Genomic DNA, 15332 nt, shown 5'->3' on the forward strand with positions numbered 1-15332 from the left:
AGTTTACAGATTTCAATCTTTTTCCTTAACTTTGTGCTCCGAATTAAATAAACTTTAAGAATGAAAGTATCAAAATCCTTATATTTGCAGGTCTTTGGTATTGTGGTTGTTGTGCTTGCATTATTCAGGTGTGCCTGTCCTGAAGTGGCTATGACCAAAACAGAGCGCATGCAGAAGGACTCCCTGGCAATGGCAGGAGGCCATGGCGGAGCATCCACGACAGATACGATAACGACCCGTGACATCGTCGGCAACATTCCGACTGCAACGCAATACGTCCATAGCCCGGAACCTGCCGTAACATACGACAAAGCATTTGTTCCTCACCCAATCTACTCTGTGCCAAGATTCAAGGACTGTTTCCCTGACAGCCAGGCTGTCCACCTCTCCGAAGCAGAGAAATGGGGAGTAAAGCCTGTCACCAATCGCCTTGATGCTGAGAAAAGGATGTCGGAACTGGTATATATCGGGGCGAATCCATATTTCTATGTTGACAACCTGAAGAGCAGCATACCGTATCTTGTGCCACGGGCGTCAACACTGCTGAACGACATTGGCAGAGCTTATTTTGACTCATTGTACGTAAAAGGCATACCGTTTCACAAAATCCTTATCACCAGTGTGCTGCGCACCCGTGAGGATATTGGCAAGCTGCAAAAGCGGAACATCAATGCAACGGACAACTCCTGCCACCTTTACGGCACGACATTCGACATAGCACAAAACCGTTACAAGACCGTCTACGACCCTCGTCAGGGCTTCCGCCGTGAAGTGCAGAACGACACTCTCAAATGGATTCTTTCCGAAGTGCTGAGGGATTTCCGTGAGGCAGGGCGGTGCTATATAAAATACGAGGTGAAGCAGGGGTGCTTCCATGTCACGGTAAGATGAAGCAGGACAACAAGAAACAGAAGATGGAGATTGTTTTTCATTAACAATTTTCATCTTTTATTTTTGTATGCCAAATTTCTTTAATGTTCAGTAATATAGCCTATAATGAAAAAGAAAAATTTCATGTCACGCAAAAAATGACTACCTTTGCAGCCGTTAAACCAAATATATAAAACCATATGAAAAGGACAATAATGACTTTCGCGGCTGCAATGATGATATTTGCCGCAGGTGCACAGACACCTCTGAACAAAACCGTGCGTTTCCAGAAGGATTCAGTGAACATAAGTGAGTCCCAGAAACTGATAATAGCCAATATTGCAGAATATATGACAAGAAACCCTGACAAGAAAATCATTATCGGTGGATATACAAGTGCTGCAACATCGGTAGCCAATGTCAACTCTATATGCGAAGAGAGGGCTGCCAATGTAAAGAAATATCTTGAAGAGAAGCACAACATTCCGGCTGAGCGGCTTGTGGCCATAGGAGTCGGAGTAAGTACAAGATACGATGAACCGGAGTTCAACGAATATGTATCATTCTATAAATAGTGCATTCTTTCATGAAATAAAGAAGCACAACCAACAAACAGTTATTTATACAAACAACTTAAACAACAATATTATGAATGTAGGTGACAGAATCCCGGAGATACTCGGAAGAGACCAGAACGGCAATGAAATCAAGAGCAGCGATTACCGTGGACGTAAGATTGTGCTCTATAGTTATCCAAAGGCAAACACGAGCGGATGCACTGCCGAGGCTTGCTCTTTGCAGGCTCATAAGGCGGAACTTGAAGCTGCCGGCTACGCTATCATCGGCGTAAGCAAGGACAAAGAGTCACTGCAAAAGAAGTTTGCAGAGACCCAAGGACTTGAATTCCCACTGATTGCGGACACAGAGACAACACTTCTGCAGGCTCTCGGATGCTGGGGTGAGAAGGTGGCATGTGGCAGACGCACCATCGGCACTTTGCGCACAACTTATCTTGTCAATGAAGATGGTGTCATAGAGAAAATCTTCTCCCCAAAAGAGATAAAGACAAAAATCCATGCAGAACAGGTTCTGGATTATATCAATAAGGAGTAACAGACAGAGAAAACTATGGCATCCACCCCTAACCCGATGAGCAAATAAAGTTTGTTTGTGGGGGGGGCAAACAACCAAACTATCCCACTTTGATAGCACAGTGAAAGGTAATACTTTGAATAACAAAAGGTAACACTTGATCATATAAAGCGTTACCTTTTGCCAAGTCAAGTGTTACCTTTTGTCATACCAACCGTATTTTAACATTTGACAACTTTTATGTTTGCAGATTCACTGCTATTCCTATCATTTTGCAAGCAAACAAGATGTTTCAGTTTACACGTTGGCAAGACAGACAACAGGCATAAACACACGTCAGCAATTGAAGCCTACAGCATTCGTTTATGATTTGAAACCAATGCTTGTCATAACGACACAATGCTATCGCGGTATGAACGTAACTGTTCTTCACTAAGCATTGTTTTTGCTTCCGTAAGCCTGTCTATGATACTTTGGCGGTCAGTCGGCAGATAGCCTGTAAACGGGACAGGGTTGCTGACTGTCCGCCCAAGGATATGGGTTTTGCAATGCAGGTTTCTGACGAGGCATATTATCTCATCAAGCCTTTCATGCTCAGCGGCTTCCTCAAACAGCCCGTTCTGCATTTCCTTGTACAACTCGCTTTCAGGAAAGAGCGTAAGCGACAGTATTCCTATGCTGGCAGGCGTCAACCGACTGAACAGTTTTGCTGACCGCAAAGCGTTGCGCTTGCCATTGCCGGAGCCGGCAAGTCCTGCAAGATAAAAGAAGTTGTAGCGGATGCCGGCGTCTTCAAGTTTTCGGCATTGCATGATGATGTCCTCCGCAGAGTATCCTTTGCAGACACGTTCCAATGTTTCGCTGTCACCACTTTCCACACCGATTGTCAGATAGTCAAACCCTAACTGGTGCAGCAACTTCAGGTCATCAAGAGATTTGTCCCTTATGTCTGTTATCCTTGCAAAACAGCCTATGGTCGGCTCTCCCTTTTCAATATATTTGCGGACAAGTGCCGCAATGTCAGCAAGTCTGCCTGCCGTGAGCACAAAGGGGTTGGCACCGGTAAGGAATATGCGATGAACACGTGGGTTGCAATTGCCGATAAGTTGCAGGTCACTCTCTATCTCGTCCATTGGAGACATACGGAACCGTTGTTCTCCGTACAATGTGCAGAACTTGCATTTGTGCCATGTGCATCCCGTTGTGACCTGCAACAGTTGGGATGCAGCCTCGTATGGCGGACGCCATACCGGATTGTTGAAATGTAATGTTGAACTCATGTTTTTATTACTTTTATGGTTTTCAAGCCACAAAGGTAATTGCAAAAACACCAATTTGAAAACAAATCGCACATTATTCCCCTTACTTGCAGGTTAGTAGCGTCCTTACTTATGAATATTTTCTTTAACTTTGCAAGAAAATAACATATACAAATGCAAAAACAATGAAAAGATTGGACTATGATTATTGTAAGGCTGCCCCTGTCCTTGAATGGATGAGCCGCAAGTGGGCGTTGGTGGTGTTGCTTCGCATGGAAGTATTGTGCAACTCTCCTATGAAGCAATCCGCACAAAGCCCTGCCGGTGTGCGCTTTGGAGATTTGTTCCGTGAAATCCCCGGAATTTCGGAAAAGATGCTCGCCTCAACCCTTGATAACCTTGAATCAGAGGGACTCGCAGTCCGTAATGTCCGCAACACTTTTCCGCCAAGTGTCGAGTATTCCATTACACCACTTGGCGCAAGTTTCCTGAAAGAGATAGGCTATGTGATAGAGTGGGGACACCTTCATTTTGAAGAGATACAAGAAGCGAGAGGACAAGCCAAATCGTGGAACAATGCAAAAAGCACAGAAAAGTGGTGAATCTTTCTTTCATACCACCTTTTTGCGCTCTGTCTTTGTTAACTCAGTCACAAAACACTACTTATCAAAATTTATTCAACGGAATTGAACTTGCTTTTGTCCAACCAAGATAACCGGAGTTCAGTTCCACGACACTATAGCCGTTCTTTGCAAGAATTGTTGCGGCTTTCTTGCTCCGCCTGCCACTACGGCAGTAGAGGGCGATGGTCTTTTCCTTTGGCAATGATTTCAAGGCTTCTGCCAAGAAATTACCATTCAGCACATCAATGTTCATTGCGTTACCGATATGTCCCTCCGCATATTCTTCAGGTGTCCGCACATCCAACAGCAGCGTCGTGGAATCTGCTATGACAGTATGGAATTCCTCCACCTCTACACTCTTGAACATGCCCGTTTGGGCATTGCATCCCAAAAGGCTGCAAACAAAACTCAGAAGTCCCATGAATATAATCTTTTTGGTCATTTTGCTATATTAGTGTTTTTTTTGTGTCACTGACATCACTTTCCCGAGTCGCCGACTCGAGATGCTCGAGTCAGCGACTTGACAACCTCGAGTCGCTGACTCGGGAAAATGCTCTTGTTGAGCTTTTTCCTTGGCATAATCTCAATCACTTTATCTCTTTGATGTCCCGCTCTACATTATGGCGGATTTTATCAAGATAATGGCGCATGCCTGTCGCGTCCTTGTGGTCGATGATGTCCAGGAGTTCTTTCAATTCCGTACGTATCTTTGCCACATTGTCGTGAGTATATGGGTTGAAAAGAACTTCCTGCAACAAGTAGTCATCTTCATTGAGCACGCCTTTTGCTATGCGCATGTGGCGCTTGAAGGTCGTGCCCGGTGCGTCCTGATGCTCCATGACGGCGGAGAAGACAAAGGTGGAGACAAAGGGAATGCTCAACGAATAAGCCATTGTGCGGTCGTGTTCCTCAAAGCTGTACTCGTAGATGTTCAGTCCAAGGCGTGAGTAAAGGTCTTTGAAGAAGCAGCGTCCCATGTAGTCGCCCTCGTTTATGATGATTGCGTTCTCTTCGGAGAGTTGCTGAAGATTGGCGAATGTCGGTCCGAACATGGGGTGGGTTGAGACATAACGGTGTCCCGTAGTTTCGTAATATTCGCGCAAGCCGGTCTTTACAGAACTTATATCGGACAGTATGCAGCTTTCCGGAATGTATGGCAGAACCTCATTGAATGCAGAAACAGTGAACTTTACTGTAACAGCATTGATGACAAGTTCCGGTTCAAATGCCTTAATCTCATCCAATGTGGAGAAACGTTGGCAGTTGTATGTGAAACGGAGACGCTTCGGGTCTTTCTCGAATGCTGCGACTTCATGGTCGAAACTCAGCAAGTCGATGAAGAAGCTGCCCATCTTTCCCGCTCCCAAAACAAGAATTTTCATATAGCGATCTTTTTATTTCCCTACAATCTCAAGCTGCTGACGCACAGACTCTTCGTGGATATGTTCAAAGACTTGCTTCACGAACTCAGGTGCCATACCGCAAAGTGAGCCTTGCGCGGCGCGCTTGTTGAGAATCTCATTGTAGCGTCCTGTCTGAAGGACAGTCATGTTATGCTCTTTCTTGTACTGTCCTATCTCACGGCAGATACGCATGCGTTTTGAAAGAAGGTCCATAAGTTGGTTGTCCAGGACATCAATTTCATGGCGCAGCTGCTGTATTCCCTCCGTTGTCCAAGCGGAATCACGGACAACAAGCAATGACAGTATGTAGTCAAGGACATCAGGAGTAACCTGCTGCTTTGCGTCAGACCACGCCTTATCAGGATTGCAATGAGCTTCCACCATCAGTCCGTCGACACCGAGGTCGAGAGCTTGCTGGCAGAGTGGCGCAATGAGTTCGCGCTTGCCTCCCATGTGGGAAGGGTCGCAGATGATTGGCAGATCAGGAATGCGGCGGCGCAATTCTATTGGAATCTGCCACATCGGCTGGTTACGGTAGATGGTCTTGTCGAATGAGGAGAATCCGCGATGAATCACTGCGAGTTTCTCTATACCGGCGGCATTCAGTCTTTCAAGCGCGCCAATCCACAGTTCGAGGTCCGGATTGACAGGGTTCTTGACAAACACTGGAATGTCAAGTCCTTTCATGGAATCGGCGAGAGCCTGCATGGCAAATGGGTTCGCCGAGGTGCGCGCACCAATCCAAAGAATGTCAATGCCGTATTTCATTGCGAGTTCGACATGCTCCGGTGTGGCTACTTCTGTACCGATGTACATGCCAGTGGCATCCTTAACTTGCTTCATCCACTGCAGAGCCGGTTCGCCATGTCCTTCAAAGCCACCCGGTTTGGTACGTGGCTTCCACACTCCGGCACGGAACATGTGGCAGCCTTTTGCTGCAAGTTCTGTTGCAGTGGTCATTATCTGGTCCTCTGTCTCTGCGGAGCAAGGTCCTGCGATGACAAACGGGCGTTTCTGATCGCTTGGTAAATTCAGTGGTTTAAGATTGAGTTCCATTATTTTATTAAGATATTCGTTGTTACTATTGTTATTACAGCATATTGCTGCACGTATTTGTTCTTTTCACGTTTTACATGACAGCCTTGATACGCTCCAGTGCCTCTTTCATTTTCTCATCCTTGGCACAGAGGGAGATTCGTATAAAACGCTCTCCATTAGAGCCGAAGATGAATCCTGGAGTTATGAACACTCGAGCCTCATGGAGCACTTTCTCTGTAAGTTCTTCGCAATCTTTGTAGCTGTCAGGAATCCTTCCCCAAAGGAACATTCCCACTTGGTCTTTGTCAAAAGTGCATCCCAAGGTTGTCATGATTTCTTCTGCGATGACACGACGGCGCTTGTATGTCGTGTAGTTTGCCTCATGATGCCATTCGTCAGTGTTCAGGTAGGCTTCTGCTGCCGCAAGCTGCAGTCCGCGGAAAGTGCCGGAATCAATGTTTGACTTCACTTTCAGAATCCAAGAGATGAATTCCTTGTTTGATGCGCAAAGCCCTACACGCCATCCCGGCATGTTATGGCTTTTGGACATGGAATTCAACTCTATGCAGCATTCCTTGGCTCCTTTTACTTGTAGAAGTGATATTGGATTATCGTTGATTATAAAAGAATATGGATTATCATTCACAACAACAATATTCTTTCGCTTTGCAAAATCAACAAGCCTTTCGTAAGTCTCTATCTGTGCATTGCCTCCGGTAGGCATGTTAGGATAGTTTGTCCACATCAGTTTCACATTGGACAAATCCATGCTTTCAAGTTGTTCCCAATCTGGCTGCCACCCGTTTTTTTCACAGAGGTTGTAATTGATGATTTCCTGTCCGAGCAGTTTGGAGAGTGAGGTATAGGTCGGATAGCCCGGATTGGGGACAAGCACCTTGTCTCCCGGATTGCAGAAAGCAAGAGTAATATGCAGGATTCCCTCCTTTGAGCCGATGAGAGGCTGGATTTCTGTCTGCCAGTCAAGGTCTACACCAAACCATCTTTTGTAATATCCTGCCATGGCTTTCCTTAGCTCCGGCGTGCCTACCGTCGGCTGATAACCGTGTGCAGTAGGGTCATTGGCCACTTCACACAGTCTCTTCACTGTGCTGTCTGACGGTGGCATGTCAGGTGAGCCGATGGCAAGTGAAATAATATCTTTACCTTCAGCATTAAGTTTTGCAACTTCCTTTAATTTTCTGCTGAAATAATATTCCTGAACCAAATTCAGTCTGTCTGCGGGCTGTATCATAGTCGTATTAGCATTTTATCATTATGCGGCTTTGTATTCGCCAAGGATTTTCAATTCACGTGTCAATGGGATTATAGCATCGACTGCCTGTCGGTATCTCACAAGATTGTCATAAGTGATGTCAACATAAAACATATATTCCCATTCTCTGCCGATTATAGGCAATGACTGTATCTTTGTCAACTGCATAGTGTAGAAGCTCAGGATAGAGAGCACTTGCGACAATGAGCCTTCTTCATGCGGTAAAGAGAATACAAGGCTTGACTTGTTTGTTTCATTGATAGGGCGGAGCATGTCAGCCTTGCGCGGGTCGGAAAGTACAAGGAAACGTGTGTAATTGTGCTTGTTGTCCTCTATGTTGTTCTCGAGTATAGTCAGTCCATAAAGTTTTGCGGCATCGGCATGGCAAATGGCGGCAACCCCTGTAACTTGGTTTTCAGCAATCCACTGTGCCGCCCCTGCTGTATCATCAGCTTCAATGATTTTCATGTTCTGATGTTGTGACAGATATTTGCGGCACTGCATCAATGCAACAGGGTGGGAGTGAACCTCTTTTATATCTTTTATGCTTTGTGACGGAAGGCAGCAAAGGCAGTGACTGATGTGTGTCTTGTCCTCACCTACAACTGTCATACCACTTTGCAGCAGCAGTTCATAGTTATGGAGAAGAGAACCTGCAATGGTATTCTCTATAGCAGTCAGACCGATTACTGTCGGGTCATTCTTCATTTGCTCGAAAACTTCCTCAAACGTGGCGCAACAAATCATCTGTATTTGTTCCCCTTGGAAATAGTGATGCGCTGTAATGTCATGGAAACTGCCTTCAAAACCTTGTATTGCTATTCGCTTCATTTGTTATCTGTTGTTTTTATAATAAAAATGAAAAATCCCACCAGATTGTTATCTTAGCGGGATTCTGCATATATTTTATGTTTATATATCTGATTTCATAAGTTGAAATTTACACGCAACTTCCCACTTTACATGACCCTGCAAAGTAAAAGTAAAAGTAAAAGAAGTATGTAAATGACTTATTCATATTTATTTGTATTATTTGATGGCAAAATTACACATTTTACATCTTTTCAGCAAGAAAATGTTAGGAAAAGTGCTGTTGCATTAGTAAATTTTAACCATTATACCGTCGGATGTTATGTCATCATTCTCAAAAAGCTCTGCTATGGTTTGATTTATGAGTTCTCTTTTATAAGGCAATTGTGCAATTTCCATGATATGGTGTTTGTTGCCATCTGCAAGCAAATCCAATATAGTCTTTTTGATTTCGGCAGGTGGGTCTTGCGGATGCTTTTTCTTTTCTATACAGACATCACACTTTCCACACTCGTAATCGGAAGCTTCACCAAAATATCTGATAAGCTGCTGCTGGCGGCAAATGGCATCACAGTTAATATAATGAATCATGCTTTCTATGTGTTCAACCATTCTGTCACGCAGATTGTCGTATGCTTCTTCGGGTATATACACATGGCTTTCATCAACTCTGCTTACCAGAAAAGTCAGTCGTGGTTCCGTTCTTGGAGGAATGAACTCAATGATTCCTCTCTGACGAAGGTCTTTGAATAGAGTGTATATGCGTTGTGGAGTGGATGAGCACTTAAAGGCTATCGCCCTTATATCAACATACACAAAGTCACTGAAAAGTCCGGAATATATTCTCATCATTGCGTCAATCATGTCTTCTTCCTCTTTCGGAATTGAGCGCAAACGATAAAGGTCATCACGATTCACAATGAATTTCACTCTCGAATTGTCATCAGGGGTCGTGTCATAGCTGATGTATCCGGCATTGTCAAGAATATGCAAGGCTGCATCAACAGCATAGGTTGAGTAGCTGTATACAAGACAGAACTTGTCCAAAGGGAATATTACCGACAGCCCCTTTCCCATGCCAACACCTATCTCATAGAAATATGCAAGCCGTTCATACACCTTTCTTATATACTCCTTGTCCGGAAAACATTGCAAGAGGCGGCGACGCATGAATGCCGGGGTGCTTTTCATGGTTATCAGCACCGCATAGGATAATTTTCCGTCACGTCCGGCTCTGCCTGCCTCTTGGAAATAAGCCTCTATGGAAGAAGGGACATCGGCATGGATAACAAGACGTACATCTGGCTTGTCAATGCCCATGCCAAAGGCGTTTGTCGCCACAATGACACGAGTTGTACCGCAATGCCAATCATGCTGGCGCTTTGTCTTTACGGCAATGTCAAGTCCCGCATGAAAGAATGTTGCTGAGATGCCTGCTTGATTGAGCACAGAGCTGAATTCCTTGGTAGCCTGCCGGCTATTGACATACACAATAGCGCTGCCACTGACACTATTAAGAATATGGATTATCTCTCCTCGCCTGTCAACCGTTTCCCGTACAATATATGATATGTTGTCACGGCGGAAAGACATTCGGAACACCCTGCCTTCATTGAAAGCAAGCTGCTTCTGTATGTCCTCAATGACAGGGGGCGTAGCGGTGGCTGTAAGCGCGAGAACGGCTTTGCCGGGAAGCAACGCACGCAAATCGGCAATACGCAGGTAGGCAGGACGGAAATCATATCCCCATTGCGAGATGCAGTGTGCCTCATCAATGGTGATAAAACTCACCTTTATGTGCCGTAGCTTGGCAAGAAAGATATAGGATGAAAGACGCTCCGGTGATACATACAGGAATTTGATGTTGCCATAGATACAGTTGTCAAGAATCTGCACCACATCATTATGCGACAATCCGGAATGCAGGGCGTATGCCGTAATCCCTCTTTGGCGCAGGTGGTCCACTTGGTCTTTCATCAGGGAGATGAGTGGAGTGATGACAAGACACACTCCGGGCATACTCAAAGCCGGCACTTGGAACGTAACGGATTTGCCGCCACCGGTCGGCATAAGCCCGAGCGTGTCATGTCCGGCTCCGATGCTTTCGATAATCTCCTGCTGTATTCCACGGAAATTATCGTAACCAAAATATTGCTTGAGTATTTGCTTGTAATCCGGTTCCAAAGTGTCAGTCATTTACTGTATGTATGTCCTCAATCTGTAGCTGTGGGGCACCGTGGCGATAGACATTATCCTCTATGGTGTAAGCTATGTCAAAAGAACGGCGTGATTTTATGTATCTTGCTGCCCCTGATTGCCCAAACGCAATGCCATTCATGACATTATTAGACTTTGAGTCCACAAGTTCCAGTTTTATGTGTTCCTGCTGTCGTCCTACAACCTTTGATGTTCCGAAATCATAGACATCCTTCGTGACAAAAAGCGGTTTTGGATTCTTAGGTCCAAACGGTGCGAATTTCTTCAAATCGGAATGGAATTTCTTGTTTATGTCACGGAATTCAAGAGATGCGTCAATTTCCAATATAGGCTCGGTTTGTTCCGGCATGATATGCAACTCCACATATTTCTGGAACCTGCGCTGGAATTCCTTGACATCATCCCATTTCAATGTCAGTCCACAGGCGTAAGTGTGCCCTCCGAAATTAAGCAAAAGGTCACGACATGACTTTATTGCAGAATACACATCAAACCCAGCCACACTGCGTGCTGAACCTGTTGCGACATCGCCATCACGAGTGATGACAACCGTAGGGCGGAAATACAGTTCTGTAAGTCGTGAGGCTACAATGCCAACAATACCTTTTTTCCAGTTTTCGTCATAAAGGACAATGGACGTCTGATGACGTTGGCTTTCAAGGCGTGCGACAATATTATTTGCCTCTTCGGTCATCTGTTTATCAATATCCTTGCGCTGTTCATTGTATTCATTTATATGTTCGGATATCAGTATGGCAGCGTTATAGTCCCTTTCGACAAGAAGGTCAACACTCTCTTTGCCGTTCTCCATGCGCCCGCTGGCATTAATGCGCGGTCCAATCTTAAAGATAATCTCAGACATTGTAATCTGTCTGTCCTGAAGTCCGCATATCTCAATGATAGCTTTCAGACCGATAGACGGAGACTGGTTCAACTGACGCAGACCATGATAGGCGAGAATCCTGTTCTCATTCTCAACCGGAACAAGGTCGGCAGCTATGCTGACGGCACACAAGTCAAGCAGTGGCTGCAGTTGTGAGAATGGTATTCCATTGTTACGGGCAAAGCCCTGCATGAATTTGAATCCTACTCCACATCCGCAAAGGTGTTTGAACGGATAGCTGTCATCCGCTCGTTTTGGGTTGAGGATTGCTACCGCCGGAGGAAGTTTCTCATCAGGTACATGATGGTCACAGATGATGAAGTCTATACCTTGTTCTTTGGCATAAGCAATCTCATCAACAGCCTTTATGCCACAGTCAAGGATGATAATCAAGGACACACCGGTCTCCTTAGCATAGCCAATACCTTTCTTTGAAACTCCATAACCTTCATCATAACGGTCAGGGATATAATAATCTATGTTGGAGTAGAACTGTTTCAGAAACTTGTAGACTAAAGCCACGGCTGTACAGCCATCCACATCATAGTCTCCATAGACAAGGATACGCTCTTTGCGGCCAATCGCATCATTGAGGCGGTCAACCGCAAGGTCCATGTCTTTCATAAGAAATGGATTGATAAGGTCCGTCAGCTGCGGACGGAAGAAACGCTTTGCTGCCGATTCAGTGGTAATGCCACGCCTCAGTAGTAGTCGAGCAAGCACAGGGGCAATGTTCAGTTTTGCAGCCAGTGTCTGTGCCATGCTTTCCTCAGCCTCTGAGGTCAGAGTATATTTCCATTTGAAATGCATATTTATTGTCCTTTTATTTTAGAGTTATGGGTTCTACAAACCACATTAATATATACGCAATTTGTAGAACCCATTGGTGTATAAAACCCATTAGCGACATTCAGCGAATCCCAATTGATATTTCCTTGGCTATCAACGACTTGCTCGTTACATTACAAAAGGTAACACTTTGCATCATAAAAGGTATTGCTTTATAATGCAAAAGGTATCACTTTGTTGTGCCAAAGGTAATGGTTTGTTTTTTTTGACCGGTAACATCCCATTATCTGATAGAAAACAAGCGGATTGCCAAACTATTCGCAGGGGTTATGTGAAAACAAACAGGCCGCAGAGAATCAGATGCCCATCTTCTTGCGGATGTCCTTTGGTATGGCATTCTTGTTGACCATGTAGTCCATAGTCTTTGCAACAATGAAGTTCTTTGACATGTACCAAGTGCCCTGATAGTCACCTGTCTTGCCCCAAGAGTTCTTCACCATGTAGTACTCACGACCTGTCTGATCCTTTGCAATACCGTAGATAAGCATGCCGTGGTCATCAGTAAGTGTCCAGTTGTCGTACTCCTTCTGACGCTGCTCCTGTGAAGGAGTCATTTCTTTGACTGTCACACCTGCTTCCTTGATTTTGTCCTTCTTCTGTGCAGGAGTGAGTTTGAGCCAACGAGCCATGTCAGAGCCGTCAAGTGCCTGATTCTTTGTATCGATGAGGAGCGCAAGACCATCGCGTGTGAAACCGTCCTCACTTACGTCACCACCCCAAGCGACAGTGTAGCCGTTCATGACAGCGTTGTCAATGATGCGTGCCATCTCGTCCATAGGAAGGTTCCAAGAACCCGGCTGACGCCAGTTGTCCTGCACTTCGACAGGGAACTCTGTGTAGAAAGGATGGTGAGTGTAGGAAGTCACTGTGACATAGTCGTTCCAGTCCAAGCCGAGTGACTGCGCGAATGATTTTGGAGTGTATTCCTTTCCCTCATACTTGAATGTCTCCGGGCATTTGCCGAGATATGCGTCCAGAATGCCTTGGAAGGCTGTCTTCCATGTCGGGCTTATTGTCTTTGCCTTGCTATGTGCCACAGCGTCGACAAAAGGCTCCATTACAGAGAAGAACTCATTGAAATTGTTCAGTGTGTCGCCGTACATTGTTCCGGGAAGTGGCATAGCCTCTTCAGGACAGATACCATAGTTCTTGAGAACATAGAGGACATCATAAGCAGAGCCGCCCTGTGAGAACTGTGCATCGCCATGCATGCGCACTGTCAGGACAGCACGATCCATGTAGTTCTTGTTGCACACGAACATCTCGCAGAGGTCGTACGTCTTCTTGGACTTCTTGAGAATCTCAGCCTCAAAGTAGGAGAGGGTGGAGTAGTTCCAACAGGTGCCTGACCTTGCCTGGTTCTTTATTGATGTGATAGGGTTCTCCTTTATCACAGTGAATACCGGCGCGTTAGGGTTTACAGAATCTTTTTTTTCTGTCGTCTGCGCCATCAATGATGCTGTTGCAAGCATCATTGAAGCCATGATAATAACTTTTTTCATTCTGAATTTGTTTTTTATTGTTAGTTTAATATGCTTTTTCTACTCTGCATTTTCTTCCATATATTTCTCCACATCGGCTGTGTGGTAAGGGATTCTCTTCTCACCAAGGAAGCGACAGCCGTCACTTGTGATAAGCAGGTCGTCCTCAATGCGGATGCCTCCGAAATCCCTGTATTTGTCGAGCAAATCGAAGTTCAGGAAGTCTTTGCAGTGACCTTTCGCCTTCCAGTCATCGATGAGTGCCGGTATGAAATAGATTCCGGGTTCGTCTGTCACGACAAAGCCTTCCTTCAGCCGCCTTCCCATGCGCAGGCAGTTTGTTCCGAACTGCTCAAGATTAGGGCGTGTCTCCTCATCGAAACCTACATGAATCTGTCCGAGACCTTCCATATCATGGACATCCATTCCCATCATGTGGCCCAATCCGTGAGGCAGGAACATAGCGTGTGCGCCTTGTGCAACAGCCTCGTCGACATCACCTTTCATCAGTCCGAGTTCTTTCAGGCGTTCTGTCATCAGGCGGCAAACTGCAAGATGGACATCGAAATACTTCATTTCCGGCTTCGCTATATCCAGCACCAAATCGTGGCATTCGTCCACAATGTCATAAATTTCCTTCTGCTGCCGGGTGTACTTTCCGTTCACCGGCATTGTGCGTGTGTGGTCTGAGCAATAATTGTTTATTGTCTCTCCTCCACAATCGCAGAGCACAAGGCGACCAGATTCAAGTTTGTCCATGGATGGTCCGCCGTGCATAATCTCGCCATGCTGTGAGAAGATTGTGGCAAAAGACTCGTGTGCTCCCAAGGAATGTGCCACACCGTCAATGTGTCCGGCAATGAATTTCTCTGTCCTTCCCGGGCGAACCATGCGCATTGCCTTTGTGTGCATTTCATAACCAATCATTGATGCACGCTCCAACTCTGCAATCTCTTCCGCTGTCTTTGTGGAACGCATCTCGACAACAGCTTTTATCAGGTCAAGCGACGCAGCTTCCTTCTGGCAGGCAGGATGGATGCCGATCAAGTCCATTATCTGAATCTGATTGTCATGACGATACGGAGGAAGCAGGTGGATTCTCCTGCTCTTCTGCTTTGCATCTGCCACTATCTTGCTGATGGTGTTTACCGGAGCAGACTTCTCTACACCAACAATTGCCGCAAGGTCACTGATAGTAGGAACCGTGCCATACCATACAATGTCCTCAACATCAACATCATTGCCTAACAGCCACTCATCGCCACTCTCACAATCGATTACTCCGATAAGCCCGATTTCATTCAGACCGAAATAATACAGGAAAGAGGAGTCCTGGCGGAATGGATAATAACAGTTGGACGGGTAGTTACATGGTGACTCATTGTTGCCAAACAGCACAATGATGCCATTGCCTACAAGTTGCTTAAGCGTTTTTCTGCGCTCTATATATGTTTCTTTTGTAAACATGAGCCTATAAATTGAATAACAAGTTTGCTATGAAAGATAGTTTTAAGAGGTGTTAATAAACTTTGCA

Annotated in this window: 14 protein-coding genes; 4 read left to right on the forward strand and 10 right to left on the reverse strand. The window is 45.4% G+C overall.

The window, feature by feature from the left end; genetic code table 11:
* Positions 1-60 precede the first annotated feature (60 nt).
* The 3 genes from E5358_RS02655 to E5358_RS02665 all read left to right on the forward strand — a co-directional run bounded on the left by E5358_RS02655 (position 61) and on the right by E5358_RS02665 (position 1983).
* Positions 61-891, forward strand: a complete 831-nt coding sequence (locus E5358_RS02655) for a DUF5715 family protein (protein WP_135938767.1) — start codon at positions 61-63, stop codon at positions 889-891.
* A gap of 179 nt (positions 892-1070) precedes the next feature.
* Positions 1071-1445 (forward strand): OmpA family protein, encoded by a 375-nt coding sequence (locus E5358_RS02660; RefSeq protein ID WP_135938768.1) that lies wholly within the window; start codon positions 1071-1073, stop codon positions 1443-1445.
* A 73-nt stretch (positions 1446-1518) separates the two neighbouring features.
* Positions 1519-1983: a peroxiredoxin gene (locus E5358_RS02665; protein WP_135938769.1), complete on the forward strand. Its 465-nt coding sequence runs from the start codon at positions 1519-1521 to the stop codon at positions 1981-1983.
* A gap of 365 nt (positions 1984-2348) precedes the next feature.
* Here the strand turns inward: E5358_RS02665 and E5358_RS02670 are convergent, their stop codons facing one another.
* Complete coding sequence (locus E5358_RS02670) at positions 2349-3242, reverse strand: radical SAM protein (protein ID WP_135938770.1); 894 nt, start codon at positions 3240-3242, stop codon at positions 2349-2351.
* A gap of 164 nt (positions 3243-3406) precedes the next feature.
* On the opposite strand from E5358_RS02670, the gene E5358_RS02675 reads away from it, so the two are divergent.
* Complete coding sequence (locus tag E5358_RS02675; RefSeq protein WP_135938771.1) at positions 3407-3823, forward strand: winged helix-turn-helix transcriptional regulator; 417 nt, start codon at positions 3407-3409, stop codon at positions 3821-3823.
* 64 nt (positions 3824-3887) lie between these two features.
* On the opposite strand, the gene E5358_RS02680 is transcribed toward E5358_RS02675, so the two are convergent.
* The 9 genes from E5358_RS02680 to E5358_RS02720 form a co-directional block, all read right to left on the reverse strand.
* The gene (locus E5358_RS02680; protein WP_135938772.1) at positions 3888-4286 is read right to left on the reverse strand and encodes a rhodanese-like domain-containing protein; all 399 of its coding nucleotides are present in this window, start codon (positions 4284-4286) and stop codon (positions 3888-3890) included.
* A 145-nt stretch (positions 4287-4431) separates the two neighbouring features.
* Positions 4432-5226 (reverse strand): prephenate dehydrogenase/arogenate dehydrogenase family protein, encoded by a 795-nt coding sequence (locus E5358_RS02685; protein WP_135938773.1) that lies wholly within the window; start codon positions 5224-5226, stop codon positions 4432-4434.
* A 12-nt stretch (positions 5227-5238) separates the two neighbouring features.
* Complete coding sequence (locus E5358_RS02690; RefSeq protein ID WP_135938774.1) at positions 5239-6303, reverse strand: bifunctional 3-deoxy-7-phosphoheptulonate synthase/chorismate mutase type II; 1065 nt, start codon at positions 6301-6303, stop codon at positions 5239-5241.
* A gap of 73 nt (positions 6304-6376) precedes the next feature.
* Positions 6377-7537 (reverse strand): pyridoxal phosphate-dependent aminotransferase, encoded by a 1161-nt coding sequence (locus E5358_RS02695; RefSeq protein WP_135938775.1) that lies wholly within the window; start codon positions 7535-7537, stop codon positions 6377-6379.
* Positions 7538-7558: 21 nt separating this feature from the next.
* Positions 7559-8389: a prephenate dehydratase gene (locus E5358_RS02700; RefSeq protein WP_135938776.1), complete on the reverse strand. Its 831-nt coding sequence runs from the start codon at positions 8387-8389 to the stop codon at positions 7559-7561.
* A 267-nt stretch (positions 8390-8656) separates the two neighbouring features.
* On the reverse strand, positions 8657-10564 hold the full coding sequence (locus E5358_RS02705) for a RecQ family ATP-dependent DNA helicase (RefSeq protein ID WP_135938777.1): 1908 nt from the start codon (positions 10562-10564) through the stop codon (positions 8657-8659).
* Positions 10557-12278, reverse strand: coding sequence for a single-stranded-DNA-specific exonuclease RecJ (recJ, locus tag E5358_RS02710; RefSeq protein WP_135938778.1), 1722 nt, complete (start codon positions 12276-12278; stop codon positions 10557-10559). Before recJ ends, E5358_RS02705 begins: the two co-directional genes overlap by 8 nt.
* A gap of 335 nt (positions 12279-12613) precedes the next feature.
* Positions 12614-13819: a C1 family peptidase gene (locus E5358_RS02715; protein ID WP_135938779.1), complete on the reverse strand. Its 1206-nt coding sequence runs from the start codon at positions 13817-13819 to the stop codon at positions 12614-12616.
* Between the two features lie 39 nt (positions 13820-13858).
* Positions 13859-15265, reverse strand: a complete 1407-nt coding sequence (locus E5358_RS02720; protein WP_135938780.1) for an aminopeptidase P family protein — start codon at positions 15263-15265, stop codon at positions 13859-13861.
* Positions 15266-15332: the final 67 nt, after the last annotated feature.

The organism is Palleniella muris (assembly GCF_004792655.1).
In the GTDB taxonomy this organism is placed as follows: domain Bacteria; phylum Bacteroidota; class Bacteroidia; order Bacteroidales; family Bacteroidaceae; genus Prevotella; species Prevotella muris_A.